This window comes from Agromyces sp. Soil535 (assembly GCF_001428255.1).
Taxonomy (GTDB): domain Bacteria; phylum Actinomycetota; class Actinomycetes; order Actinomycetales; family Microbacteriaceae; genus Agromyces.
The window spans coordinates 15,378-41,309 of sequence record NZ_LMRW01000001.1; the positions used below are offsets into that span (position 1 = coordinate 15,378).

Below are 25,932 nucleotides of genomic sequence, written 5' to 3' on the forward strand. Positions count from 1 at the left end.
TCAGCGTCGATTGAAGAGGTCAGCAGTTGTGGCTCGCCCTTCGGGACGTAGCTCGTTGAATGCGTCCAGCCACGGCTCGAGCCCGAGATGAGCGCGAAGCGCCTTCTCTACGCGCACCGGCGCGACCACCTTGCGATTCGGGAGCGTGTGGGCCTCGGCGGCCGTTGCCGGCCGCCGGCGCGTGCCGGAGTAGTCGACGACCTCAAAGTTGGGCGGCGATCCGACGGCCTCCTTGTAGGCCGGGAGCGGTACTTCCGGAGGCACCGGCTCCTGTCCGACGACTCGCCAATGCCCTGCATACAATTTGGCGTCCATCGAGAGCGCGAGGAACAACACGGGACGATCTACCGCCTCGACCGCTTGCCTGTTCGCGTGCTCAAGAGGGATCACCACGTCGAAGATCGCGAAGAAGTACGATTCTTTGCCGTACGTGCCGACGACCTGGCCGACACCGAACTTGCCGTCGTCGAGCGGCACGACGAATACGTCGCCAAGCTTCGGGCGTTGCCTCACCACGGGTCCCCACCAGCTTCCCAACCCCTCCCAAGATGCACCGGAATCTCCGTGGCCGTTCGCTCCGTTAGAGGTCGCGGCAGGGGTAGAGAGGGCCAGAGGGTCATGGAGCGGCAGATCATTGCTCAAGAACGACTTGCGCCGATGCTTCTCGACTCTCGCGCGTGCCGATGCGATAGAAACTCACGGCACCAGCGAGAACGACACCAGCAACAACGCAAGCGTTGAACAGGGCGTACCAGCTCGGCGCGGCGGCGTAATCACCCCTGACGGCGTACCCAGCGAAACCGAACGAGAGGCCAAGGACGGCAGACACGGGAGCGGTGACCAACAATGATCGCCGTTCCGAACGCCAGGGGTGCGTCACGCCCGCGAGCCGATAACAGAACCAGCCGAACGGCACAGCCGCGATGAGATATGCGGCCTGCCAGAGCACGAAATCGGGGAGCGGCGATGATTCGAAGCCATGAATTCGGCTCTTCTCTGCCGCGTACAGATGAAATCCCATGTAAGAGAGCCCCATCACCGACTGCCAGACGAGGATCCCATGCAGCGCCCCGCCGGCCGACAGGATGATTCCGTCACGAGGACGGGTGGATGCGACCATGAGGCAACAATAAGCGTCACGCAGGTGGAGCCCAGGTCATCGCCCTGAGGTGAACCAGCTGCAGAGATCGCCCTTCCTCCGTGACTTGTTGAATCCTGGGGCGAACATCGGCATGTATGTCTCCTTTTAGTCGCCACAAATTGGAGTTCACCTGGTCTCACTCGAACTCACGGAGCCGCGAACTCTCGCGACTGTGAGGCGCTGTGAAGCGCCGTGAACCAGCACTTGACAACTTCAGCTTCCCAAGCTGATAGCGCGGGTTCGATTGCCGTCATCCGCTCTTCGGTAAATAACCTGATCAGGGCCGTTTTCTTCACCAGCAGCAGCGCTACTGCATGCCGGCGCGCGAGCGGATCTTGTGCGGAACCAACCCACGATGTCCCGCCTGCAAGGCGTTTGCAGGTCTGATCGGGGATTTCACCCCTGCAGTGTCCGTGACTTCCGATGCACCGCGGGTGAGGCCGACGTGACATCATCGACGCCGAGGGGGACGATCCACACGTGGTGACGCTGTCGTCAACCTTCGGGAGCGGTCGGTTTCCATGGCCCCTCGATGACCGTCGCTTCCTTGTCCCCGGGCCAGCGCGGCATTGAGATGCAGAGGAACTGGAGCGGGTCGACACCGGTGCAGCGATACTGGAATGCCGTCCCGACGGGAATGTCGATGGAAACGCCTCTCCGCAGAACGGTCGTCTCCTCACCAGTGGCGTCTTGTCGCCATATCTGCCCCTCGCCCGAGAGAACGTGCCAGAACTCGCTCACGGTGGCGTGGACGGTCGCCCGATTCACCTGACCTGACGGGACGGTGGAGTGGATCATGCCGCCGGTCTCGCCTTCGATCAGGTACCGGATCTCGGCCCCGGCAGGCGAGCGGCCATCCGGGCTGGAAGGGAACGAGCGGGTCTGCATGGAGAACCTCCATGTGCTTCCAAGCATTATCCCGCACGGACGCCTCGGTAGAATCGGCGAGCGAATGGCCGCGGGCGCACGGTCAATGCATGTTGTCGTTGCCGGTGACGTGGGTGGCGTAGCCCGAGCATCCCGCGTCCTCCCAGCGGTAGGCGGCACCGGTGCCCGCGTCGCCGTACATGGCGTCCCACCAGCCCTCCGTGCCGTCGTCGACCGCGCCGAAGCCCTTCTCGGCCATGCACGATTCGATCGCCTCGTTGAACGCCGTCAGCTCTTCGGCCTCGGTCATCGCGTTCGGGTCGGGCTCGGGTATGGGCGCGGAGAGCGGGGTCCCGGCCGCTCGGGCGACCGCCACGGCATGCTCCCCCACGCCGAGGCACCCTCGCCGCTTCCACTCGGAAGCCGGCACCGACCAGTCCTCGCGAGCCTCGCCGTAGAACGCGTTGAGCCACATGATGGACTGCTCGAAGCTCAGTCCTCGCGGCTGCGCGTCCTGGTTGAGCCAGGGTGCGGCTGGCAGGTACTCCACGCCCTTCTCGGCCATGCACTCGGCGATGACCTGCTCGCGGCCCATGTACTCCGAGCGGTCCTCGATCGACAGGGGCTCGGAGTCGGACGTCTCCGTGGTCAGGGCGTCGACGGTCGACGCACTCGCCTCATCGCCGCCGGAGTCGACGGTCTCGCCGGCCCCCGCGACGTCCGCGGGCGGCGGTTCGAACAGGCGTATCCCGAACGCGCCGGCGGCGGTGAGCGCGACCGCGGCGGCGCAGACCAGGAGGCCGCCCATCGCCAGCGGGGCAGCCAGGCGCCTGACGTCCATCATGACGCCTCGTCCGACTCGGCGGCGGCCTTCGGCGAGGTCCACCACGCGGCCATCGAGAGGAAGAAGAGCACCGCCGCGCCGGTCGCGACCCGGTTCAGGAGCACCATCTGCGCAGTCGAGGTCGAGAAGAACGCCGTGAAGCTCACGCTCGTCTCCATGAGCGCATAGGTGCCGAAGCGGAGGAGCAGGTACGCCGCGACCGCGAGCACGAGTCCGGCGAACGCCCGTCGGCGCGCGACCATGAGCAGCCACGACCCGACGAGGGCCAGGAGGAGGCCGACGACCGAGAGCTCGGCGACGTCCGCCGCGCCGTGCCAGTCGCCGATGAGCACGCTGCGCGCGATGCGCCAGACGATGAACCCGCCCCAGGCGACGAGCGCGATCGCGGCGAGGTGCGCGAGCGCCGGCATCGCGAGCGGGAACGTGCCCCTCGGTGCGCCGATCGCGGCGCGGCGCAGCCGCGCCCCACGCCAAGCGAGGTCGGCCGGGATGCCGCGGACTGCCCTCCCGAGGATCGACCCCGTTGCACGGGCGCCCGAGTGCTCGCGTTCCTCGAAGAGGTCGGAGGCGAGTTCGGCCCGGCGTTCGGCCGCGACATCGTCGGGCAGGTCGGCGGTGTACCAATGGCACCAGGCGAGTACCGCTGTGTCCACGCGCCCCGCCGCCCGGTGTCGAATGCGAGCGGATGCCTCGAGCTCGACCCCGCCGTCCGGCCCGAGCGTGACGGCACTCATGCGAACGCCGATCGCGGGCTCGGTGCGAGCACGGTGCGCTGCTCGGTCTCCGCCCGATAGGCGACCACGCCCGCGCCGGTCACCCGGTAGAGCCGCCGCCGAGGGCGGCCCTCTTCTGCGGCGATGCTCGGGTCCTCCCATTCGGATTCGACGAGGCCGCGTTCGGCGAGGCGGCTGAGCGCCTTGTAGAGGGTGCCGTGCGCGGTGAGCGCGGTGGCTCCGGCGCGGTCCGCGATGCGCTTCGCGAGTGCGAAGCCGTAGAAGTCGTCCTCCTCGGCTTGGAGCTCGATACCTGCGCCGAGAATGTCGACCTCGAGGTCGACCAGCCGCCCTTCCCGTCTGCGTGGCATGCACCCAGCATAGGAAGATATCGCCCCAAAGTATAGGAAGATATCGCCCGGACTATAGGAAGATATCTGCCCATATGCTAGCGTCCACCCCGAGCCGCCTCATCTGGTGGCTCAGAAGGGAACGACATGTACACCAAGAGGGTGGTGTTTCGGGCGGTCGCCGGGGTGGCGTTGACGGCGGCGCTCACCGGGGGATCGGCGATGGTGGCGGGCGCGGCCGACGCGGCTGGGCTGGACCCCATCGCCGTGTCATCCGCATCCGCGGCGACCAGCGAGGTCTTGGCTGCCGAGGCGAGCACGACATCCGCCGCCACGACGGCGGCGGAACCGGGAGGAGGCCCGGCCACCTCCCAGGCCGATGAGGGCGATCACGCGTTCCTGGCGGGCCCGGACCACTGCGAGGACGGGCAGCTCACCATGGATTACCGGGACCGCCCCGACCGGTCGACCTCTGAGGCCCTCGGGTTCGACCTGATCTTCACGAACGCGGGGTCGCAACCGTGCTCGTTCGACGGGTGGCCCGGCCTGGTCGCGGAGGGCGCCGATGGCGGAACCCTCACCTGGGCGCTCGCATCCGGATCGACGAGCACACTGGTGGTCCTGCCCCCGAACGGTGGCCAGGCCGCCGCAGAGGGCACGGCGGTCCTCCCGTCCGTGTCGGGTTGTCCCGAGGCGACGTCCGACCACCTGCGGGCCTACATCTCCTCGGACGGAGCCGGCGGCGGAATCGTCGACGACGCCCGGATCTCCGTCTGCACGGACGGAACGTGGACGCTCTGGCTCGGACCCCTGGTGGCCCTCCATGGCGCACCGGGCGAGGTCACCCCTCCTGAGGAACCGGAGCCGCTCCCCGCCAAGTGCCAGGACGAGCAGCTGACCCTCGAGTTCATCTCTCGGCCGGACCTGTCGGTCGTCGGGGCCTCTGGATTCGAGCTGGTGTTCACGAATGCGACGGACACCCCGTGCTCGATGTGGGGATGGCCCGGCCTCATCGTGGAGTCGGCCGACGGCACCCGGATCGGCTCGTCGTGGACGGTCGGCGACATGGGCGAGCCGTTCGTGCTCGCGAACGGCGACGCCGCCATCGTGCTCGGCTCGGCGCCTGACCCCGCAGCGTGGGGCTGCGAGGCGATGACGGCGGACCACCTGCGGGCCTACGTCACGTCGGACGGCGCGGGCCCCGGCGTCGTCGGCACCGCGCAGATCCCGGTCTGCGCGGACGGGTCGACGGTGCTCGAGATCGGGCCGCTCACCGCCGCCTGAGATTCAGTCACCCAAGGTGAGGACGGCGCCGTTGAGTTCGCTCGCGGCGCCGTTCCACATTCCGACCACGGATGCCCCGAGCTCGTCCTCGAGTCCCGCGGGGCGCCGACGAAGCCATGTCCTGGATGCCGCAACGTCTCGGCACTCTGCCTTGAACTGATCTGGTCATCGGGCGGCCGCCCTCGTCTCGATGCCGACGCGGACGTCACTGCGCGGGTCGGCCGGCGGGTGCGGCGGCGCGCGAGGGAAGGGTCACCACGCCGCTGGCCCCGTCGACGGTCACCTCTGCGCCTGTCGTGATCGCCTCCGTCGCGCGCGGCACCCCCACGACCGCCGGGATGCCGTACTCCCGCGCGACGACGGCCCCGTGGCTGTTGGCCCCGCCCATCTCCATCACGAGCCCGCCGGCCGTGAGGAACAGTGGGGTCCAGCCTGGGTCGGTGGACGGTGCCACCAGGATCTCGCCAGGCTCCAGGCGGGCGCCGACCGGGTCCAGGACCACGCGCGCCGGCGCCGTGACGGTCCCGGCCGACGCGGGAGTTCCGCGAAGCGCCCCCTCCTGGGTCGCCGCCGACCCGGAACCGACGGCCTCGAGTTCCGTCCCGTCGGACAGCAGGAGCCGCGGCACGTGCCGGCGCCGCAGCTCGGCGTCGTACCGGTCCCTTCGCTCGCTGACCGTGGTGCGCAGGTCATCTCCCGCGGCGGCGCGTTTCGTCTCGTCGAAATCGAGGAAGAAGACGTCCTCAGGCTCCGCGATCCGGCCCGAATCGGCCAGCTGGCCGCCGATCTGGAGCATTGCCGCGCGCGCGCGGCTCATCGCGGTGATGATGAGGAACTTCGGCATCTCGCGCATCCCAACGAGCGCCCGAGCGCGCCGTAGGCAGAACCGAACGGCAACGGCACGAAGGAGGCCGCGCCGGCGGGCGCGGCGGACCAGCGTGCGCACCATGGTCGTGGCGTCGCGCGCGCCGTCCGTGAAATGCCGTTCGGGCGTTTCCGCGTGTGGGTCCAAGCGGAGGTATCCGGACAGCACGCCGAACAAGTGCGCGGGGTCTTCAGACCACCTCGGCGTGCCGAGATCGATCTCTGCGACGGCGCGGTGACCGTAGCGGTCCAGGAATTCCGTCATGCCGAGCTGCAGTACGGCGGGCAGGGTGCCCGCGCGGTAGCCGTCGGCGAGGTCGCGCGCGGTCTGCGTGCCCAGCGCGGACGCGGAGTCGGCGTCGTCCCGTGCGCGCACGGCGACGCGCCACAATTCGAGATTCATTTCCGTGGTCACGTTGTCGGGCGCGCTGCGGAGGACGGTTTGCAGGTCGCCTGACCGTGTCGAGCCGCGCAACAAGCGCCCGGCGAGCCCGAGCATGGCGAAGCCGACGACCGCACCGGGCAAGCTGCGCGGTGCGAGCGGCATCGTGCGGAAGAGCAGGTCGACGACGGCGTCGACCCGGGTCGGGATGTCGCCGCCCGCCGGGACGTCTCCGGCGCGGACCTCGTCCGCGAGCCGCCGCACGCGGCGCTGCGCGGCCGCCGGGCTGACGAGCGCCTGCCCGACGAGGAACGGCAGCCGGACCCGGGCGGCGAGACGAAGCGCGGGCCCCGCGAAACGGCGCCGGGACCCCGGCAGCACCGAGAACCGCCGGTCGGCGAACAGTCCCCGGAGCACGACGGCCGACCGAGTCTCCATCACGTCCAGGGCGCGGGGAAATATCTCGCGGCCCACCGACGATCGCACGATCGGCGTGGCGTCCAGGAAGATCCGGTCGCCGGAAACTGCGAAACCGCCCGGCCCGTCGATGATCCGCTCGGGTCGGCGGCCGATGAGGTCCAGGAACCCCGAGCCGATCACGCGGATGGCGGCGATGCCCATCGGCGTGATCGGCCGGTGGAGGCCCTGCGCGAGGCTGATGCAGAAGTAGACGCGGGTGTCGTCGGCGGGCAGCGGCGCGCTGCGCACCGGGACCGGATACAGCGTCGTGATCGGCCGGGACTGCGTCAGCCACGCGTGTCCGTCGGCGTCCACGGCCCATTCGATGTCCTGCGGGCTGCCGAACGCGCTCTCCACTCGGTCGCCGAGCGACGCCAGCGCTCGCACCTGCGTGTCCGTCAGGCTGGCCGCCCGCTCGTCGGCCGGGCCTCCGGGCCGCCGGTCGAGGATCCGCCCGGTTCCGGTGTCGACGACGAAGTGGTCGGGGTCCACGGCGCCGGATACCACCGCGTCGCCGAGGCCGCACGCGGCGTCGAGTACGGCCTGGTGCCGCCGGCCCGTCACCGGGTCGGCCGTGAACAGCACGCCCGCCGACTCGGCGTCCACCATCCGTTGCACGACCACGGCCAGCGCGAGCCCGGAGCCGTCGATGCCCTGGGCGGCGCGGTAGGCGACCGCTCGGTCGGTCCAGAGCGACGCCCAGCAGCGATGCACGGCGTCGAGCACATCGTCGATGCCGGCGACGTTGAGGTAGGTGTCCTGCTGGCCGGCGAAGCTCGCGCCGGGCAGGTCCTCCGCGGTGGCCGACGATCGCACCGCCACCGGCCCGTCGGCGCCGGTCTCCAAGCGCGCGTAGGCGTCTCGAACGGCGGCGGCCACCGATTCCGGGAACCGTGCACCGAGCACGGCCGCGCGCGCGGCCGGCGCATCCGTGCTGGTTCCGGCCTCGACGGTCGTTCCCCGCACCGCCCGCCGGTAGGCCTCCGTGGTGACGCAGAAGCCGGCCGGCACGTCGAAGCCGGCACGGATCAGCTCGCCGAGATTCGCGGCCTTGCCGCCGACCGCCCCGATATGGTCGGCCGTCAGTTGCGCGAGATCGAGAACGAGGGCGTTGTCGCCGTCGACGGAGGTTGCTCGGCTGGGTGCGACCATCTGCCGTCCTTCAGACCACGTAATTCCACAGCTGTGGAATTAGCATCGCACCCCACGGACCCGGCCGCAAGACCACGCAACCGCCGCTGGCGTCACGGCGCGTCATCCCAACGAGCCGAGCGAAGCGCAACGTACTGACGCAAGCCCCTCCCAATGCCGCACTCGCCCGATCGGGGGACGAAGTCAGCTCGAGCACGGCGCGCGCGGACTCGGCCGAGCAGGCAAGCAACTTCACCATCACTCGCTCCAGCGGCCTGCGAGCGTGGGTCGCGTAACGCGGTTCACCGTCCCCCGGCACCCGGTCTTGCCGACGACACCCATTATCCGGAGTCCATGGTGGCTGAGAGTTCGGTGAGTCGCCGTTCGAGGAAGCGGCGTTCCGCGCCGTCGTCGGTGAGCTCTCTCGCGCGTCGGTAGGCATCCCGTGCCTGATCGCTCCGTCCGAGGCGTCGCAGCAGTTCTGCCCTGGTCGAGTGCAGGTAGCGAAAATCCTCAAGGCCGAGTCCGTCGATGATGCGCAGGCCGGCCTCGGGTCCGTCGATCTCAGCGACGGCGATCGCACGGTTCAGTTCCACGACCGGCGAACTGGTCAGGCGGGCGAGCTCCCCGTACAGCGACGCGATCTGCGCCCAGTCGCACGGCGTCTCGGCGTGCAACGAGGCGATCGCGCCCTGCAGGACATACGACCCGCGGCCGCCCAGGGCGATCGCGCGGTCGAGTTCGGCGCGTCCCGCGGCGATCTGCGTAGTGTTCCACCGGGAGCGGTTCTGATCGTCGAGCAGCACGAGTTCGCCGCCGCGGAAGCGCGAGTCGCGGCGGGAGTCGTGCAGGAGCATCATCGCCAGCAGCCCGCGAACTTCGGGGTCGTCCGGGATCAGTTCGGCGAGCGCGCGTCCCAACCAGATCGCCTCCGCCGCGAGTTCGTCGCGGCCGCCGTAGCCCTCGTTGAAGATCAAGTAGACGACGGCGAGCACGGCGTCCAAACGCTCGCGGAACAGGTGAGCCGGGGGCACTCGGAACGGGATTCCCGCCGCTCTGATCTTGCGCTTGGCTCTCACCAGCCGCTGCGCCATCGTCGGCTCCGGCACCAGGAAGGCACGGGCGATCTCATCGGTGGTCAGCCCGCCAAGGATGCGCAGGGTGAGCGCAACCTGCGCCTCGACCGTCAGTGCCGGGTGACAGCAAGTGAAGATGAGCTCCAGACGCTCGTCCGGAAATATGGTGGGATTCATCAGCACCTCCTCGCGGGCGTCCGCGGCGAGCAGACCGAGCTTGGTGGCGAGAGCGCGGTCGCGGCGGATGCGATCCGTGGCGCGGTTGCGGGCCGTCCTCATCAACCAGGCGCGCGGGTTGTTTGGGACGCCGTCGCGCGGCCACCGGTCGGCGGCGATCGCGAACGCCTCCTGCGCGGCTTCCTCGGCGAGGTCGAAGTCGCCGAGGAAGCCGACGAGGGTGGCCAGGACGCGGCCCCATTCCTCGCGGAAGACCTGTTCGAGCGTCGCTACCAATTCACCTCGGAGGGGCGGATCTCGACGGCGCCACCATAGCGAGCTGCTGGGACGCGGGCGGCCACTTCGATCGCCGCATCCAGGTCGTCCGCCTCGAGGATGAACAAGCCGCCCACCGCCTCCTTCATCCCGACGAACGGGCCGTCCGTCGTCAGGGCCTTGCCGCCTTCGACCCGCACAGTGGTCGCATTCTCGGGCTGGCCCAACGGCGGCACAGAAGTGACGCCCGGCATCTCATTGATCCCCTGGTAGTCGGCGTAGACCTGCTTCTGCTCCTCCTCGGACAGCGCCGCCTGCCGCTCCTGCGCGTCACCCTGATAGATCACCATGATGTACTTCATTGCTACCTCCTCGTCATGACCACACTGGTGACAATAGGACGAACGGCCGCCCGCGAAATCGACACTCGACACCGAATCATGGCTGTTCGACTCGTGCTGGAGCGAACCGTTCGAAACCGTTCGAACCGCCGGAGTGGCGGGTACAGTGGGTTAATTGGGGAGAGATCATGCCTGACAAGTCGCCGCACGAGCATCACGTCAAGAAGCCGGCCACCAAGACGCTCAAGGAGAAGCGCGCCGAGAAGCACGCGAAGGAGCACGAACACGACATGAGCGCCGCGTCCGATGCGGTGCAAGAGGCGCATGAGGCAGACCAGGCGCACAAGCGGGGCGCCTGGCACCAGGGGGATGCCGCGCACAAGAAGCATTAGGCCACGCCCCCACCCGAGCTCGACTCGCCAAGGCACACCTTCTGGATCGGCTCGGGAAGAGTTCGCCTGGTCTCGGCCGGCAGTTCATTCATCGACGAGTGACTGCGCGTCGCCCGTAGCCGCCCGCAGGCCGGTCCGCTGATGCCCGAGGTCCCGGATCGCGAACGTCCGCGCTCGCCGCGGAACAAGTGTCCCGTACACCCGTTGTAGTGAAGTACCCAGCAAAGGGGCGTCAACTGCAACGTCAGGTCGAGCCCGTCACTCGCCGCCGCGGCGCGCCCGTCGTCACCTGATAGTCACAATTCGCCATCACGTTGGTTCACACGTTGGTTCACCCGAGTTCAGACTCCCCGGTCGCCAATCGTGCCCGGGATCTCGACAAGGTTGGGCCGTGACCCATCTGAACGTTGCGCGCAGCGCTGGCTCAGTGACATCCGGCCGAGGCACTTGAATCGCGGCTGCGGCAGGCGCACAGTGGAAGGAGCGAGGGAGGTCCAATGCGCGACGCGATGGCTCAACCGGATGTCATGCCGATCCTCTCCCCGGGCCGGCACCGCTCGCCACGGCGCGGAGCCTGCTTCATGGAATTCGCGTCCTACCTCGCGGGCGAGCGCTGGAGCGACCATCCCGCGTGTACGCACGGTACCCTCGCGCATCTCGCACGGATGGTGAACGACCGGACGAGCGAAGCCGGCCGCGGCCGGCTCACGCCGCTCATCCCGACGGTCATCGGCCTGACGAGCGACGATCCGCTGCTCGACGTCCTGCTCGCCGTGCGAGCCGCCCACGCCGCCCTGCCCATCGCCGCCGAGGAGCGCCAGCGTTCGCAGGCGGTGGGGCTGCGCGTCGCCCTCACGGTCCTCGCGGAACGCGACGACGAGCTCGCCGCGGAGTCGCGCGAACTCGCGGAGGCCGCCCTCCGCGCCGCCCCCGCCGCCGACGCCTGGGCCATCCAGTTCATCGAGGAACTCGGTCCGGGCCGCCCGGGCATGACCGTGCGGCAGTGCCGGGACATCGTGACCGGCGCCGTCGACGGGATCGCGCGGGCGTGTGTCGGGGATCCCGACGATCGACTCGTCGCCCTGCTCACCTCCGCCGTGTCGGACACGGCGCGTTTCGTGGGCGCGTCGCGTGAGGCGGCGGATGTCCGCACCGAGGCGGATGTGCCCGTCACCTCCTAGGCGCAGGCATGGGCTGCGTGATCTGGCGCGGACCTCACGCGATCGTCGCGATCACGCTCCAGAAGGCGGCGGCGAACTGGCGGAGATCCCGCAGTGCGGCGCATCTTCCGATGTGCTCGAACGCCCCAGCTGTGCAGCCCCCATCAGCGTCCAACGGGTGGATACTCGCGGCCGGTGAGACCGAGGCCGTGACCTCTCATAGCAGTTCGAACCGGCGGTTGGACGTGTACCCACATGGAGGGTTCGATTCCCGTCATCCGCTTTGATCAGGGGTTTTATTGCTCCACTTGCCACGGTTTTCGATAGCAAGACACAGCACGTAGTCACTAAGCGACGCGACGTGGTGCGCGAGCTGCAAAGGGCATCGACGAGAAGGGCGACCCGTCTCAATCTCTCCGCCACCGGGCTAGGAAGCCATCGGTGGATGCAAGAGAGGTCCTGACCGCGGACGACTGGGCCGCGGCAGGTTGCGGTGATCGCTCGAGCCCTGCCTCGGCTTGGTTCGCGTTATGTGCCGGGCGAGCCCGCGGCGTTACGTCGCCGCCGGCTCACCTGGCTCGGGGCTCTACAGTCCTCGACCTCGGAGTCGTGCTGGCCAGATGCCGGACTTGCCGGGGTTCAGGATGCCGTTCGGGTCCAGCGCGTCCTTGATCTTCTCGTTGAACCGCCGCTGCGCGTTGTCGTTCCAGGAGTACGTCGCGGCGATCTGGTCGTTGAGTACGTTGTGCGAGCGGTACTCGCCATACCCCTCGGCAGCGGCTTCGTCGATCAACTCTCGCACGAGCCCGAGGGTTCCGCGGCGGTGGTCGGCGTCACGGGTGTCGTAAAGCAGCAGGCTGATGTGGTGCATTTCGCGTAGGCCGACGACGAACTGGGCGCAGTAATCCTTCTCGAACTCGTCGGCACGCTTCTTGACCATCTGGAATTGCCGTTCCGCGTCGGCGCCGTCGGGTGCGGAGATGGGCGAGAAGAAGAAGTGGCCGGCGTTGGGGATCCAGTTGAAGACGTTGGCCTCTTCAACCGTCGGCACGCCGGTGTTGATCTTGTGCCGGTCGTGGAGGGTGTGGGCGCCGCGGTCTTCCTCCGTGTGGGGCCGGGTCTCGGTTGTGTAGAACTTGGCTCCGGGGATCTGGCTGAATGCGTCCTCGATCATGCCGATGTATTGGTCGATGACGGGGCGTGGTCCGTAGCAGGTTCCGTAGAAGTTCCAGTAGCCGAGGTTCAGCTCGCGTTTCATCTCTTCGACGACCTTCTCGGGGATGGGGCCAACGCCGTCGAACCAGTCCGAGCGCTTCGAGACCTGGGCGGCATCAAGGAAGATATTCCGCAGCACCGGCACGTTCTGCAACGGTGCCATGTTGATGCGCAGAGGCAGCATCGTGTCGATGATGGCGGAGAGGTCGGATGCGTTCTCGAACGTGATCTGGAATGTCAGGGAGTCCGGCGGCGTCGGCAGAAGCTGGATGCCCATCTTGGTGACGATGCCGTAGTTGGATTGAACGAACAAGTTGTCCGGTTGCGGGCCGAAGCTCGGTGAGAAGAGCTGCCAGGTGTTGCTCCCCGGCAACCCGCCCATCCCGGTGCGCAGAACATCACCATCGGGCAGGACGACTTCGAGACCTGACTTCCACATGTCGTGGTTGCCGTAGGGGGTGTAGCCGACGCCGCGGTCCAGAGTGTTCCCGATGACACTGCCCCAGGCCAGGTCGGGTGCATCGATCCAGAGCGCGTAGCCCTGCTCCTGAATGGCGTTGTACAGGTCGAAGTAGCTGACGCCCGGCTCCACCAGCGCGTAGGCGTACTTGGGGTTGATCTCGAGCACCTTGTTCATGCGCTTGCCCAAGTCAAGCAGCAGCGTGCCGGCCGTTCGCGGAGCGGAACCGCCGTAGCCGAGGTTCCGGCCGGTCGAGAACGCGTGCAGGGGAACGAGGTATTCATTCGCGATTCGAACGATCGCCTGGACATCCTCCGTCGTCGCCGGGTAGACCACCCCGCTCGGCGCGAAGTCTGTCTCTCCGTCGGTCACCGGGAACGCGTCGTAGTACCGCGAGACCGTCTCGAAGTCGTCGTGGACGTTGTCGTCTCCGATCACGGCGCGCACGGCACCAAATGCTGCGGCGAATGACTCCTCCGAGACATCGGGCGGCAGCACGCGGCTGGGCGGTGCTTCCGGATGGGCGAGCGGTGAGATCAATGGTGAGGTGAGCACAGAACACTCCTTCGTGTCAGGCGGCGGCAGTGCCGCCGATCGACTCTCAGGCTCAGACCCAGTAGGTCGCTGGTCAACGTCGGTGCGCGATTCGGATACGCAGGCTCCGAATCCGTCGCGCCGCGATCAGATCCGGCTCAGCGTCTGCGAGGGCTGCTCTCCGAACCGCCGCCTGTAGTCGACACTGAATCGCCCGTGGTGAGCAAATCCCCAGCGCTCCGCGATCTCGGCGACACTTCCCGTTCGCGGTGAAGACTCCTCCAGCTCGCGGCGCGCGTGAGTCAGGCGCCGATCACGCAGGAATGCGAGTGGCGATGTGTCGAGCGCATCCCGAAACCCGCTCTGCAGCGCCCTCACGCTGACCCCGGCCAGCGCCGCCAGTTCAGGAACGGTCAGAAGCGAAGCTTCGGGGTGCTCGCACACATGCTGAACCGCGCGTCGCACCGCGCGCGGAGCTGCCGGGCCGACCGGCTGACTCAACTCATCCTGGTACGAGTGCGGTGCAGCGATGAGGAAGCCAGTGATCAGGGCGTCCTGCAGATGCAGCAATGCGCTCGAGTACTGCGCGAGTGCGCCAGCAACCCAGATCCTCCGCGCCAACAATTGCAGGACCGTGTACCAGTCCTTGCCGCGTTGGCTGTCGAGCGCGAAGCCGAGCGCGAACTCGATGTGGGCTCCGTGGAGCGAGCGATCCAGCAGCACTTCCAGTCGCCGCTCGAGGACGAGCTTGTCGATCTTCACGCCGAGCATTCGCTGCGATGTCTCGAAACCCTCGAACGCGTGCTGGTGGAGGCCGTACACAGCAGCCCTGGACGGCGTCGCCAGTAGTGTCTCGTCATTTCGCGCGGTGCGGAGCGGCCCCATCAGCGGAATGTTGATCTGATACCCATCCCGCACCGGGCCCGTTTCCACCCGCACACCAGCGCTGTATTGGATCGTCCCAATCGTGACAGGTCCGCTCTGCGTCGAATGCAACGTCAACTGTGGGAGCCGCGCCCGGTCGAGCGGTATCAGCACATGACGGTGGAAGACCATTCCGCCGACACTCATCGCCTCCTCCATGGGGGCGTCACGCAGCGTCACGACTGGCGAGATCGAACCCCGCCGCGCGACACCTGCGTCGTCGACCATGCATCTGGGGTACCACCGGCCACCGCCCGTTGCAAGCGAAGACCCCCTTTGCTCGGGCGATTGTCCGAAATGCGCACCGCCCCGGCGACGCAGCCGCGGGAACGCATACTCATCACGATCGGAAACCTCAACGAGGAGGACGACCATGCTGGACATCGCAACATTCGCCGCGGGGCGCCTATTCATCGGAGGCGGATGATCTCACGCCGCGGATGCGCCCGCCCACGGCGGTCACGGGGACCGCGAGGCCGTGGAGTTCGGCGCGTTCTGCGGGCGTGAAGGGGAACCGTCACCACCAACCGCGCCGGAACTGTCACCGATGTTGTGATGTAGGCGATCGCGCCGGCGAGCGTCCGCCTGGTCTGGAACCGGGTCCGGCGCACCAACACAGTGCCGTTGTCAAGGATGCGTGTCACCCGCACGCCGTCGGACGACGGGACTGCGGGCCGCGGCACGGGACGGGGGGAAGCCTCGCGAGGAGGACGACGAGGGCTGAGTCGCGCCGCCCCAAATCCTCGCTCGGAGGCGAACCGGGCGCCGGTGATTCAGGGAACGCTGCGATAATCGACCCGCCCGGGTGCATCCGCGCCAGTGACGGGCGAGGACGCTGGAGTCGTGATGATCAGAGAGCCGCGAAGCGCGTTCGTCGGTCGCCATCGCGAGTTGGCGGCTCTCCAATCGCTCCTCGACGCATCTTCGCTCGTGACGCTCACGGGCGTCGGCGGTGCAGGCAAGACCCGGCTCGCGATGCGTGCGGCGAACCGGTACGCAGAACACGAGGGCATCGACTGCTGGTTCGTCCCGCTCGAGTCCGTGCAGGACCCGCAGCGCGTGCCGCGCGTGGTGGTGCGCGCCCTTCCGCTCGCGGACCAGTCGGCGGCGGATCCGCTCGAAGCTGTCGTCGCCGCGCTTCGTGACACGCCGGCGATCCTGGTCCTGGACAATTGCGAGCAGATCATCGATGCCGCCGCCTCGTTCACCGACGAACTCCTGCTCGCGCTCCCGCAGCTCACCGTGCTCGCGACGAGCCGTCGTCCGCTCGAGCTCGACGGCGAACTCGTCTACGCGGTGCCCCCGTTGTCGATGGATGCCGAGTCGGAGGGGCCGTCCGAGGCGGTGTCGCTCCTCGTGGCCCGGGCGCGTGCCGCCGACGCCGCCTTCGAGCTCGGCCCGACGGAGGCGGATGCCGCGGTGGAGCTGTGCCGATCCCTCGATGGGCTGCCGCTCGCGATCGAGCTCGCCGCGACGCGGCTGCGGACCCTCTCGATCTCGGAGCTCTCGAGCGGTCTCTCCTCCCGGTTCACCCTCCTTCGCGGCGGCTCCCGCAGCACCGTCGGGCGTCAGCGCACCCTGCGTGCGGTGGTCGACTGGAGCTACGAGCTGTGCTCGCCCGAGCAGCGCGAGCTCTGGTGCGCGCTCGCTGTGTTCTCCGGCCCGTTCGACCTCGAGGCCGCCGCGGCGGTCGGCGGCTACACGATCGACGGCATCGTCGATCCCCTCGACGAGCTTGTCGCCCAGTCCGTCGTCGAGGCGGATCATGAGACCGGTCGATTCCGGATGCTCGAGACGATCCGCGGCTACGGACGAGAGCGCGCCGAAGAAGAGGGCCGGTCGCCGTTGATGACCCGACGCCACCTCGACCACTTCGCGGCCCTCGCCGCGAGCTCGCGCGTGGATTGGTACGGCCCGCGCCAGACGGCCGTCCTCGCGCGACTGCGCGCCGACCGCGTCGAACTGCAGTCCGCGCTCACCGTGGCCACCGCGATCGACACCGACACGGCCCTCGCCCTGTTCTCCGATCTGCGCTACCACTGGGCGGTCGGCGGGTTCCTCCCCGAGGGACGCGGCTGGGCGACGCGCGTGCTCGCCCTGCCGGGAGGCTCCGCCACCAACCGCGTTCCGGCTCTCATCAACGCCGCCTGGCTGTGCCTGCTGCAGGGCGACCTCGACGAAGCGGCGGCGGGACTCGACGAGGCGGACAGCCAGATGCCGGGCGCCTCGTTCACGGCGGACCGGGCGGCCACGATCCGCGTCGAGATCCACCGTTGGCGCGGCACGCATGCGATGTTCTCCGGCCGGCCGCGGGATGCCGTGGGCGAGTTCGAAGCGTCGATCCGCGCCGCGGAGGAGTGCGGACACCCCGAGGAGGCTCTCCTCGCGCAGTTCCAGCTCACCACGGCGCTGAGCCATCTCCGCGAGCCCGAGGCGGCCCGTGCCGGGAGGGACGCGCTCACCTTTGCAGAGTCCGTGGACGAGACGTGGATGCAGTCGCACGCGCTGTGGTCGCTCGGCCTCGCCGCGTTCGTCGAGAGCGATCTGGATGCCGCGGAGCGATTCGCGCGGGAGGGCATTCTGACGGAACGCGGCTTCGACGATCCCGTCGGTGAGTGCCTCATGCTCGAGGTGCTCAGCTGGGTCGACGCAGAGCGCGGCCTCGCGGATCGGGCCGCGATCCTGCTCGGGGCGACCGATGCCCGCTGGCGGCTCATCGGGTCGGCGATCACGGTCATGGGACCGCAGCTCGCGGCTCATCACGATCGGTGCGTCGCTGAACTCCGCCGGCGGCTCGGCCCACAGCGGTACGACAAGCTCGTCGGTGCAGGCGGGCACCTCGACCCCGACGAGGCGGTCGCGTTCGCCCTCGAGCCGAAGTCCACGGTCACGGGCGGGCTCAGTGCGCGGGAGCGCGAGGTGGCGATGCGCATCCATCGCGGGATGAGCAATCGCGACATCGCCGGGGAACTCGTGCTCTCGGTGCGCACCGTCGACACTCACGTGCAGCGTATCCTCGGGAAACTCGGCTTCTCGTCGCGCGCCCAGATCGCGGCCTGGTACGAGGCGACGTTCGCCTCGGCGCCGTCGATTCGGTAGTCCTACGGATACCGCCGCCTGGCGCGCGGCGGCACGCTGGGGGAACGACACCGACGTCGACTCAGCAGATGCGCAACGCCGGGCATCTCCACAGGAACCCGTGCGCATCTCGTCCGAAAGGCATGGAATCTCCGATGACTGCGCAGAACCGCCCCCGAATCATCCTCGTCCACGGCGCCTGGGTGGGCGCCTGGGAATTCGGCCCGCTCGTGCAGGTCCTGCGCGAACGCGGCTGGGAGGTCGACGCGCTCGATCTTCCCTCGACCGGGACCACCGAGAGCATGTTCCAGGATGCCGCGGCGATCACCACTGCGATCGATCGCGCCGGCGGGCCGGTCGTACTCGTCGCGCACTCCTACGGGGGCGTGCCCGTGACTGAGGCAGGCGATCACCCCGCGGTCGAGCACATCGTGTACGTCGCGGCGTTCGCGCTCGACGCCGGTGAGAGCGTCATCGCCTCGATGGGCGGATCCCTCCCCGAGGTGTGGGGCATCGCCGACGGTCAGTTGACGATGGGCCGCAGCCGAGACGAGCGCGTGGACCTGATCGCCGCGGACATGCCCCCCGGAGTTCCGCGCGAGGCATCCGAGCAGCTCGCCGATCTGTTCCGGCCGCAGTCGCTCGCTTCCTTCGGCGACGAGGTCTCCCGCGTCGCGTGGCGGGTGAAGCCTGCGACCTTCATCCTCACCGAGAACGACGGCGTCGTCTCGCCCGCGTTCCAGGAGTCGCTCGCCGTGCGCAGCGGCGCCGAGATCGTCCGCATCCCTCACGGTCACGCGCCGTTCCAGGAGGACCCCGCCGGCTTCGCGGACCTGCTCGAGCGCGTCGCGGCTCTCTCGTCCCTCGCGAGCTGAACGCGCCAGTCGGACAACCGAGCACCAGAGCGACGACCGCATCCACCACTCAGAGAAGAGCAGGACCATGACCCTCATCGAAACCCCGACGTCCGCATCCACCACCGCCCTCCCGCCCGGACGACTGTTCATCGGCGGGCAGTGGCGTGATGCCTCGGACGGCGGCCGCATGGACGTGATCGCCCCCGCGACCGGGAAGAAGCTCACCGAGGTCGCGAAGGCGACGACCGCCGACGTCGATGCCGCGGTCGCGGCCGCGCGCGCCGCGTTCAACTCGGGAGTGTGGTCGGGGCTGTCCAGTCGCGAACGGGCGCGCATCCTGCAGCGCGCCTACACGCTCATGCGCGAGCGCTCCGAGGAGCTCGCCCACGCGGAGAGCTCGAACGTCGGCAAGCCGATCACGTTCGCCCGGGTCGTCGACGTCAACAACGCCGCTGAGCTGTACGAGTACTACGCAAGCCTCGGGCACCACCTCGACGGCGCGGTGCGCGAGACCACCGGCCACACGCACGTCTACGTCAAGAAGGAGCCGCTCGGCGTCGTCGCGGCGATCACACCGTTCAACTTCCCGCTCATCCTGTCGAGCACGAAGATCGCCCCCGCGCTCATCGCCGGCAACACGATCGTGCACAAGCCTGCGAGCGACACCCCGCTGAGCGCGCTTCTGATGGCGCAGATCCTGCAGGAGGCTGGCGTGCCGGACGGCGTCTTCAACGTCGTGACCGGCTCGGGCGCCGCGATCGGCGATCACCTCGTCGCGCATCCGGGCGTCGACAAGGTCGCCTTCACCGGCTCGACCGAGATCGGCGCGCACGCGGCGCAGCTCGCGGGCAGCACCCTCAAGCCGTTCACCGCCGAACTCGGCGGCAACGCCGCCAACATCCTCTTCGCGGACGCGGACCTGAACTCGGCGATGCGCACCGTCATCGCCGCCTTCGTCTTCAACACCGGGCAGTTCTGCATGGCGGGACCCCGGCTCCTCGTCGAACGTCCGATCTACGACGTCGTGCTCGGCATCCTCGCCGAGGCGGTGCCGCACGTGCCCTTCGGCGACATCACGAATCCCGAGACGGTGATCGGGCCGCTCGCGAGCGCGACCCAGCTCGAGAAGGTCGCGGCGATGGTCGACCGTGCGAAGGCGGCCGGCGCCCGGGTGATCACGGGAGGCGAGAGGGCCGAGCTCGACGGCTTCTTCTACCGCCCGACGGTGCTCGCCGATCTCGGCGCCGACGCCGAGGCCGTGTCGGAGGAGGTCTTCGGCCCGGTGCTCACCGTGCAGCCCTTCGACACCGAAGAGGAGGCGATCCAACTCGCCAACTCCACGCGCTACGGGCTCGCGAGCGGCATCCAGACCTCGGATCTGGCGAAGGCGCACCGCGTCGCCGCACGGCTCGAGGCGGGGATCACCTGGGTGAACGGCTGGGCCCTGCTCGACCCCGCCACTCCCTTCGGCGGGGTCAAGGCCTCGGGCTGGGGTCGCGAGGGAGGACCGGAGGCGATGGCCTCGTATCAGCGTTCGCACTCGATCGTGTTCAACCTCGAGCAGGGGACCGCCCAGTGACGAGGGGGCGCGCCGCCGTCCTCGAGGCGCCGGGCGAGCTGGTCGTCAGCGCCGTCGAGTTCGCCGATCCCGGACCCGGGGAGGTGCTCGTCAAGCTCGTGGCCTCGGGCCTGTGCCACACCGACCTCGGCGTGATCGCCGGTGGGATCCCCTTCCCCTCGCCCGGGATCATCGGTCACGAGGGCGCCGGCATCGTCGACCGTGTCGGCGAGGGCGTGACGGGCCTCGCCGTCGGCGACAAGGTGCTGCTGAGCTTCACCTCGTGCGGATCGTGCGAGGCGTGCGACTCGGCCCACCCGGCCTACTGCGAGACCTGGCTGCCGCGGAACCTCCTGGGGATGTTGCGTCCGGAAGGTTCGGCGGACGTCACGCGGGACGGCGCCCCCGTCGCGAGCCACTTCTTCGGCCAGTCGTCGTTCGGCCAGTACGCGATCGCCGACGAGCGCTCGGCCGTGAAGGTCGACGCGGGGGCGGATCTCACTGTGCTCGCCCCTCTCGGTTGCGGGGTGCTCACCGGTTTCGGGTCGATGTGGAACGTGCTCGATCCCAGGGAGGGCGACATCGTCGCGGTCTACGGGGCCGGCGCCGTCGGGCTGTCAGCGGTCATCGCGGCGGCGCAGCGGAATCCGTCCCAGCTGATCGCGATCGATCTCGTCGATGAGCGGTTGCGGCTCGCGGAGGAGTTCGGCGCGACGGCGACGATCAACGCCGGCACCGAGGACGTCGCGGCGCGGCTCGCCGCGCTGACCGGCGGGCGCGGCGTCAGCCTGAGCTTCGATACCACGGGCAACCCGAGGGTCGCGCGCGGAGCCCTCGATGCCGCCTCGGTGCGCGGCACGGTGCTCGTCTGCGGTGCCCCGCCTCCTGGGACCGAGATCGCCGTCGACATCCAGGGAATCCTCTCCGGGAAGGTGCTGCGCGGGGTCACGATGGGCGACACGGACCCGGCGACGCTCATCCCGCGCCTGATCGCGCTGCACGCCGAGGGGAAGCTGCCGCTCGAGAGGCTCGAGAAGCGCTACCCGCTCGACGAGATCGGTCGCGCGGCAGACGACATGCACCACGGCGTCACCGTCAAGCCCGTGATCGTGTTCTGAGCTTGGGCGATCGTCACTTCACCGGGCGGCTGAGCACTCGATCCGCAAGCGGCTTGCCGCCGGTCCGGCAGGTAGGACAGCATTGGAGCGCCGAGTCGGAGTAGGTGACCTACCGGAGGTGACGCCGCACTCCGGGCACGGTTCGCCCCGGCGACCGTGGACGCGCAGCATGCTCGTCTTTGCACGCTTGAGTTCGAAGGCGGCGACGGACTCGGGCAATGAACTTGTCGGTCAAGCACCGTACTCATCGCGCCTGGTGGCTGGATCGTCGAGACGCCGTATGAAGAGTTCGGCAAGCACGAGCGCTGCCTGGGTCTCGGCCGGGCGTTCGGCGACGCCGTGTCCGAGAACGGCCTGAATCCGCTCGAGCCGGTTGATGAGCGTGTTGCGATGCAGAAAGAGGCGTTCGGCTGCCGGAGCGATGCGCATCCGCGTGTCGAAGAACGTCCGGAGTGTGTTGCACATGTCGGCCATTTCCGGGCTGTCAGTGGCCAGATCACGAAGCTCATGCTCGACGAACCAGCGGGCGCGCTCCTCATCCTGGCTGAGTACGATCGCCAACGCAACGTCGCCGTAGGAGACTCCGCCGTTGACGCCCAGACTGGCGGCCAGCCGCAGCGCATCGGAAGCTTCCAGGAAGGTTCGCCGGAATCCGTCGGCTCCGGGGTGTGGTTCGCCGATGCCGACGAGCAGCGGTGCCGGCACGCGGAGATCCTCAACTCGGGGTGTCCGCGGCGGGCGATCAGTGGTCACCCAGAGGTGAACCTTCCCAGCGCTCGTTTCGTATCGCAGCATTCGTTCGCTGCCGACTACCCGAGCAAACACATGCACGATGCCTTCCAGAACTCGCCGTTCGACCGCACCTCCCGGCGGTACTCCGATCGCGCAACTGAGGTGCCAGCCGATCAGCGGGATCCGCAGCAACTGTGTGGCCGCTTCGACATCCACGGGCTCTGCCGTCACCAGCGATTCGATCGCGCTTCGAATGCGAACCTGCTCTGCCAGGTAGACACGCCGGCGCTCCTCGACGATCGCATCGGTTGCTGCGCCGATCCACGCATCCATCGTTCCGGTAACGGATGTCGCCAACGCCGGGACGACGCTGATGCCGTCTGGACGCACGCCTACGGCGGCATCTATGAGGAGCGACAGCCACTCATGCTGCATGCTCCGCAGTGCTTGGGTGATATCCGACAGAGGGATGTCCCGCGCAACGATGTCTTCTGCGAGATCGCGATCGATCGCCTCCGTGTCGGCGGGCAGCCTGTCCCCGTCAGCGAGGCGGAGCAGGGTCGCGGTGAGAACGTGCTGGGCAAACGTTCGAATGAGCGGCCACGGTGCGAGCGAGTCGTGAATCTGCTCTTGCAGTGCGGCGAGGGACTGTTCGACGGCCCCGGCCACCCACCGGGTTGCGCCGTCTCCCAGTCGGGAGCGGAGTTGCTCGGCCTCGTGTACGGCCAGCGGAGCCGGTCGGGGGTCACTGTCCCAATCGAGCGTGGAGATGACCTTCGCCATCGAGTCCGCGATGGACACACGGTCAGCCTAACCCAGGAGGGCAGAGTGCACATGGTTGCGTCGAGGGCTGCGACAGAGCGCACGATGACCCGAATACCGATCCACGGGAACGTTGATATGTCGCGGAAATGCCGCGCAAAGACGTGATCTGGAGGTCACAACCATATGTTCGAACACAATGTCATCGCCGCCTCCTTCGAGGACCGGAGCAATGCGTATCAAGCGCTCAGCGAGCTCAAGGGCGCCGGGCTGGAGGGGCGAGTCGAAGTGCTCTCCGCGAGCATCGTCACCCGTGACGAGCAGGGCCGACTCGACGCCCCGGAGGGAGGCGACGCCGTGGGTGGGGCCGCCACTTGGGGAGGCAGCCTGATCGGGCTCATGATCGGCGTCATCGGCGGCCCGATCGGGATGCTGTTCGGGTGGACCGGAGGCCTGCTGGTCGGTGGGGCCTTCGACATCCGTCGTGAGGACCGCTCCGACAGCGTGCTCGGAGAGATCAGCCGCTACATCCCCCTGGGCGGCACGGCCGTCGTCGCGGAGGTCAACGAGTACGCCGTCGAGGTCGTGGACAAGCTGATGGCTGAGCAGGGCGGGACCGTGTATCGGCGTTCCGCCGACGTGGTGCTCGCCGAGCTCGAGGCGGCAGAGGACGCCTACCGGAAGGCGCAGAAGGAAGCCGACCGGGTGGCGCGCGAACAGCGGAAGGCTGAGCGCCGCCAGAACGCCGCGGAGCGCAAGGCGGCCCTCAAGGAGAAGCTCGCCATCTCCTGAGTCCAGGAGCCGATCGGGGCACCGAGCCGCGTTCCCGCGCGCACGGTTGCCCCGATCGCCGCGACTCCTCAGGGCATCGGCGAGGAGTTGCTCTGTCGGCTCCTGACAACCGAACCCAGAAGCGAACGGACTGGAAGACATGGAGATCGAACGAGAGGTGCTCGTGACCGGCGGCGCCCGACACGGCAGACGACCGGCGCGGATGACGCAGCACGCCCGGGAGGCGCTGTACGCGTCCATCACCGGGGTCGCCACTCTGTTGGTCATGATCCCGTCGTCTGAGGCGTTCACCGGACGATCCGCCGCGAGCAGCCTCCTCGGCACCATGGGAGGACTGTTCGCCGCAGGCCTGGTCGCCGACACGATCGCGCACGCCAGTGAGGGCGGAGGAGCAACGCGGCGTAGCACGATGCGCCGCATCCTCGGAGCGTCGATCCGCACGCTGGAAATCACCGTCGTGCCCGCCGTTCTTCTGCTGCTCAGCGACACCGGCATCTGGAGTCTGAGGACGGGGCTGACTCTCGCGATTGCGGCTCTCACCGTCACCCAGCTCGTCCTCGTTCTCTGGGGCTTGCGCGGGAGCGCCACCACGAAGGGGCAGAAAACGGGCTACCTGTTGCTCCAGCTGGGTGCCGTCGGCGGAGTCGTCCTGCTCAAGGTCATCGTCCATTAGCCCACCACATCTCGCGAACGAAGGACAAGCATGCGATTCCGAAGTAGCTACCTGGACAAACCCACGACCGAAATAGTCCGAAGCGGACAGCAGGATCGCGCGAATCCGGAGACCTTCGGCTCCGCGCCGGCCAATTCCCCCCGGGCATCCCTTTCGCGGCTTTGGAGCGACGGTCTTGGGCGCGCCGGGACCCGCGGGGCGCAGATGCTCCTCGTCGGTGCAGTCGTCGTTGCACTTGTCTGGCTACTCAGCCGCCTGTCGATCGTCACGATCCCCCTTGTGCTCGCGCTCATCTTCGCAGCGGCGTTCGCACCGTGGATGGAGTGGACGCGACGACACCGTTTGCCGCCCGCCCTTGGCGCCGCGCTCGCACTCCTGTTCCTCCTCGCGGCGATCATCGGCGCTCTCGTCTTCGTCGTGGGATCCGTCGGCCACGAATGGCGCGAGCTCGCGATCAAGGCCCAGGACGGCTTCCAGCGCCTTGTGGCCTGGGTGCAGACGCTTCCGTTCTCACCGGACCAGCGTCAGCTGAATGACTTCACGGAGCAGATCAGCGGTTTCGTCACGAGCGCCGAGTTCGGATCCGGGGCGCTCGGCGGAATCGGCGCCGTCACCGAAGTCAGCGCGAGCCTCGGGATGATGGCGATCATCCTCTTCTTCCTCCTCAAAGACGGCCCGCAGATGTGGGAGTTCCTCGTCCGACCCTTCGAGGGAATCGCCTACGACCGCGCAGAGCGCATCAGGCGCAAGACCGTCGACGTCTTCGGCGGCTACATTTCCAGCACCGCCGCCGCCGCACTGTTCGACGCCGTGGGAATCTTCATCGGCCTACTCATCCTGCAGGTCCCCCTCGCGGTACCGCTCGCGATCCTCACCTTCCTGCTCGCCTTCATCCCGATCATCGGCGCCGTGAGCGCGGGTGCCGTCGCCGCCCTGGTTGCCCTCGTCACCAACGGACCGCTCAACGCGGCACTCGTCGTGCTCGTCGTCATCATCGTCAATCAGCTCGAAGGGAACGTCCTGAAGCCGATCCTGATGGGCAAGACGGTCAGCCTCCACGCCCTCGTCGTGCTCATCGTCATCGCCGCGGGCACGGCCGTCGGCGGAATCACAGGAGCCCTACTCGCCGTCCCGCTCACTGCCGCGGCCTGGGGCGTCGTGCAAGTGTGGGACGGCGACAACCTCCCCGCCCGCTGGGCACGCCCGAAGACGCGCGATCGGCCAGCACCACGCTCGGATGAAATGCGGTGACCCTGTGTTGGCGCCCGATGGACAAGAGACCGACGGACAAGAGACCTACGGACAGGAGACCGACGGTCGAGAGACAACGCAGACGTGATGGCGTGCGCTCCCTCACATCGGTTGGTCCGGCCGCTCCGAAGGGCGACCATGCCCAAGGCAACCGCGTCGCCATCCGTCACGGGAGGATCCTCCGGTCTTCGAGGGGAGATCTTCGCGACGCCCTCAGCGGTACATCGACTCGTGCCGGTCCACGCCGACCCGCATCGTGGCGGCCGACCGCCAGTACGCCGCGGCCGCGTCGGACCATCGGCGGGGGCTCTCAGGGGCCCGGTCGTACTGCGCCCAGAAGGCCGCGACATGGCGATGTTCGGCGTTGGCCGCATGGAAGCGGTGCATCTGCGCGTCGGGGACGGCGCGCGCGGGGCGGTTGGATCCGTGCGTGTCACTCATGATCGGACGTTACGCCGGCAACATGTGCGAGCGCACAGCGTCCGTGTCAGACGCTCGGCTCGATCTCCCAACGACTTCTGCCACCGGCACGTACCTCCCCG

At 68.4% G+C, this 25,932-nt stretch carries 23 protein-coding genes and 1 tRNA gene; 11 read left to right on the forward strand and 13 right to left on the reverse strand.

Features of this window, described 5'->3' with window-relative positions; translation table 11 throughout:
• Both ASG80_RS00070 and ASG80_RS23255 read right to left on the reverse strand, forming a co-directional pair.
• The gene (locus tag ASG80_RS00070; protein WP_056727266.1) at nt 1–516 is read right to left on the reverse strand and encodes an Imm26 family immunity protein; all 516 of its coding nucleotides are present in this window, start codon (nt 514–516) and stop codon (nt 1–3) included.
• A 115-nt stretch (nt 517–631) separates the two neighbouring features.
• Nucleotides 632–1,120 (reverse strand): hypothetical protein, encoded by a 489-nt coding sequence (locus ASG80_RS23255; RefSeq protein ID WP_156401574.1) that lies wholly within the window; start codon nt 1,118–1,120, stop codon nt 632–634.
• Between the two features lie 208 nt (nt 1,121–1,328).
• Here ASG80_RS23255 and ASG80_RS23260 point away from each other — a divergent pair.
• Nucleotides 1,329–1,400, forward strand: a tRNA-Ser gene (locus ASG80_RS23260).
• A 236-nt stretch (nt 1,401–1,636) separates the two neighbouring features.
• Here ASG80_RS23260 and ASG80_RS00075 read toward each other — a convergent pair.
• The 4 genes from ASG80_RS00075 to ASG80_RS00090 form a co-directional block, all read right to left on the reverse strand.
• A complete protein-coding gene (locus ASG80_RS00075; protein ID WP_056727268.1) occupies nt 1,637–2,029 on the reverse strand; it encodes a cupin domain-containing protein in 393 nt (130 codons plus the stop codon).
• A gap of 82 nt (nt 2,030–2,111) precedes the next feature.
• Nucleotides 2,112–2,852 (reverse strand): hypothetical protein, encoded by a 741-nt coding sequence (locus ASG80_RS00080; RefSeq protein WP_156401575.1) that lies wholly within the window; start codon nt 2,850–2,852, stop codon nt 2,112–2,114.
• On the reverse strand, nt 2,849–3,586 hold the full coding sequence (locus ASG80_RS00085) for a hypothetical protein (RefSeq protein ID WP_056727271.1): 738 nt from the start codon (nt 3,584–3,586) through the stop codon (nt 2,849–2,851). The genes ASG80_RS00080 and ASG80_RS00085 overlap by 4 nt, the downstream gene beginning before the upstream one ends.
• On the reverse strand, nt 3,583–3,936 hold the full coding sequence (locus ASG80_RS00090; protein ID WP_056727273.1) for a PadR family transcriptional regulator: 354 nt from the start codon (nt 3,934–3,936) through the stop codon (nt 3,583–3,585). Before ASG80_RS00090 ends, ASG80_RS00085 begins: the two co-directional genes overlap by 4 nt.
• Nucleotides 3,937–4,062: 126 nt before the next feature.
• Between ASG80_RS00090 and ASG80_RS00095 the strand changes: the two genes are divergently transcribed.
• The gene (locus ASG80_RS00095; RefSeq protein WP_056727274.1) at nt 4,063–5,199 is read left to right on the forward strand and encodes a DUF4232 domain-containing protein; all 1,137 of its coding nucleotides are present in this window, start codon (nt 4,063–4,065) and stop codon (nt 5,197–5,199) included.
• Nucleotides 5,200–5,404: 205 nt separating this feature from the next.
• Here the strand turns inward: ASG80_RS00095 and ASG80_RS00100 are convergent, their stop codons facing one another.
• The 3 genes from ASG80_RS00100 to ASG80_RS00110 all read right to left on the reverse strand — a co-directional run bounded on the left by ASG80_RS00100 (nt 5,405) and on the right by ASG80_RS00110 (nt 9,905).
• The gene (locus ASG80_RS00100; RefSeq protein WP_056727276.1) at nt 5,405–8,056 is read right to left on the reverse strand and encodes a PEP/pyruvate-binding domain-containing protein; all 2,652 of its coding nucleotides are present in this window, start codon (nt 8,054–8,056) and stop codon (nt 5,405–5,407) included.
• Nucleotides 8,057–8,376: 320 nt separating this feature from the next.
• Nucleotides 8,377–9,564: an RNA polymerase sigma factor gene (locus ASG80_RS00105; protein WP_056727278.1), complete on the reverse strand. Its 1,188-nt coding sequence runs from the start codon at nt 9,562–9,564 to the stop codon at nt 8,377–8,379.
• Nucleotides 9,558–9,905, reverse strand: a complete 348-nt coding sequence (locus ASG80_RS00110) for a YciI family protein (protein WP_056727279.1) — start codon at nt 9,903–9,905, stop codon at nt 9,558–9,560. The genes ASG80_RS00105 and ASG80_RS00110 overlap by 7 nt, the downstream gene beginning before the upstream one ends.
• Before the next feature lie 167 nt (nt 9,906–10,072).
• Between ASG80_RS00110 and ASG80_RS00115 the strand changes: the two genes are divergently transcribed.
• The gene (locus ASG80_RS00115; RefSeq protein ID WP_056727281.1) at nt 10,073–10,276 is read left to right on the forward strand and encodes a hypothetical protein; all 204 of its coding nucleotides are present in this window, start codon (nt 10,073–10,075) and stop codon (nt 10,274–10,276) included.
• Nucleotides 10,277–10,857: 581 nt separating this feature from the next.
• Complete coding sequence (locus ASG80_RS00120; RefSeq protein WP_200952449.1) at nt 10,858–11,457, forward strand: hypothetical protein; 600 nt, start codon at nt 10,858–10,860, stop codon at nt 11,455–11,457.
• 565 nt (nt 11,458–12,022) lie between these two features.
• Here the strand turns inward: ASG80_RS00120 and ASG80_RS00125 are convergent.
• Complete coding sequence (locus tag ASG80_RS00125) at nt 12,023–13,558, reverse strand: FAD-binding oxidoreductase (protein ID WP_235507868.1); 1,536 nt, start codon at nt 13,556–13,558, stop codon at nt 12,023–12,025.
• A gap of 234 nt (nt 13,559–13,792) precedes the next feature.
• A complete protein-coding gene (locus tag ASG80_RS00130) occupies nt 13,793–14,797 on the reverse strand; it encodes an AraC family transcriptional regulator (RefSeq protein ID WP_162256572.1) in 1,005 nt (334 codons plus the stop codon).
• 618 nt (nt 14,798–15,415) lie between these two features.
• Here ASG80_RS00130 and ASG80_RS00135 point away from each other — a divergent pair.
• The 4 genes from ASG80_RS00135 to ASG80_RS00150 all read left to right on the forward strand — a co-directional run bounded on the left by ASG80_RS00135 (nt 15,416) and on the right by ASG80_RS00150 (nt 21,180).
• On the forward strand, nt 15,416–17,668 hold the full coding sequence (locus ASG80_RS00135; RefSeq protein ID WP_056727284.1) for a LuxR C-terminal-related transcriptional regulator: 2,253 nt from the start codon (nt 15,416–15,418) through the stop codon (nt 17,666–17,668).
• Between the two features lie 134 nt (nt 17,669–17,802).
• Nucleotides 17,803–18,522 (forward strand): alpha/beta hydrolase, encoded by a 720-nt coding sequence (locus tag ASG80_RS00140; protein ID WP_056727287.1) that lies wholly within the window; start codon nt 17,803–17,805, stop codon nt 18,520–18,522.
• Nucleotides 18,523–18,589: 67 nt separating this feature from the next.
• Nucleotides 18,590–20,083 carry an aldehyde dehydrogenase gene (locus ASG80_RS00145; RefSeq protein ID WP_056727290.1) on the forward strand — a complete coding sequence of 498 codons (1,494 nt, stop codon included), beginning with the start codon at nt 18,590–18,592 and terminating at the stop codon, nt 20,081–20,083.
• The gene (locus ASG80_RS00150) at nt 20,080–21,180 is read left to right on the forward strand and encodes an NAD(P)-dependent alcohol dehydrogenase (protein WP_056727291.1); all 1,101 of its coding nucleotides are present in this window, start codon (nt 20,080–20,082) and stop codon (nt 21,178–21,180) included. Before ASG80_RS00145 ends, ASG80_RS00150 begins: the two co-directional genes overlap by 4 nt.
• Nucleotides 21,181–21,411: 231 nt before the next feature.
• On the opposite strand, the gene ASG80_RS00155 is transcribed toward ASG80_RS00150, so the two are convergent.
• Nucleotides 21,412–22,713, reverse strand: coding sequence for a CdaR family transcriptional regulator (locus ASG80_RS00155; RefSeq protein ID WP_056727292.1), 1,302 nt, complete (start codon nt 22,711–22,713; stop codon nt 21,412–21,414).
• A gap of 147 nt (nt 22,714–22,860) precedes the next feature.
• Between ASG80_RS00155 and ASG80_RS00160 the strand changes: the two genes are divergently transcribed.
• From ASG80_RS00160 to ASG80_RS00170, 3 genes are all read left to right on the forward strand, one after another.
• A complete protein-coding gene (locus ASG80_RS00160) occupies nt 22,861–23,466 on the forward strand; it encodes a hypothetical protein (RefSeq protein WP_056727294.1) in 606 nt (201 codons plus the stop codon).
• A 139-nt stretch (nt 23,467–23,605) separates the two neighbouring features.
• Nucleotides 23,606–24,139 carry a hypothetical protein gene (locus ASG80_RS00165; protein ID WP_056727295.1) on the forward strand — a complete coding sequence of 178 codons (534 nt, stop codon included), beginning with the start codon at nt 23,606–23,608 and terminating at the stop codon, nt 24,137–24,139.
• A 204-nt stretch (nt 24,140–24,343) separates the two neighbouring features.
• On the forward strand, nt 24,344–25,390 hold the full coding sequence (locus tag ASG80_RS00170; protein WP_235507870.1) for an AI-2E family transporter: 1,047 nt from the start codon (nt 24,344–24,346) through the stop codon (nt 25,388–25,390).
• 213 nt (nt 25,391–25,603) lie between these two features.
• On the opposite strand, the gene ASG80_RS00175 is transcribed toward ASG80_RS00170, so the two are convergent.
• Nucleotides 25,604–25,831, reverse strand: coding sequence for a hypothetical protein (locus ASG80_RS00175; RefSeq protein ID WP_056727297.1), 228 nt, complete (start codon nt 25,829–25,831; stop codon nt 25,604–25,606).
• Between the last annotated feature and the right edge of the window lie 101 nt (nt 25,832–25,932).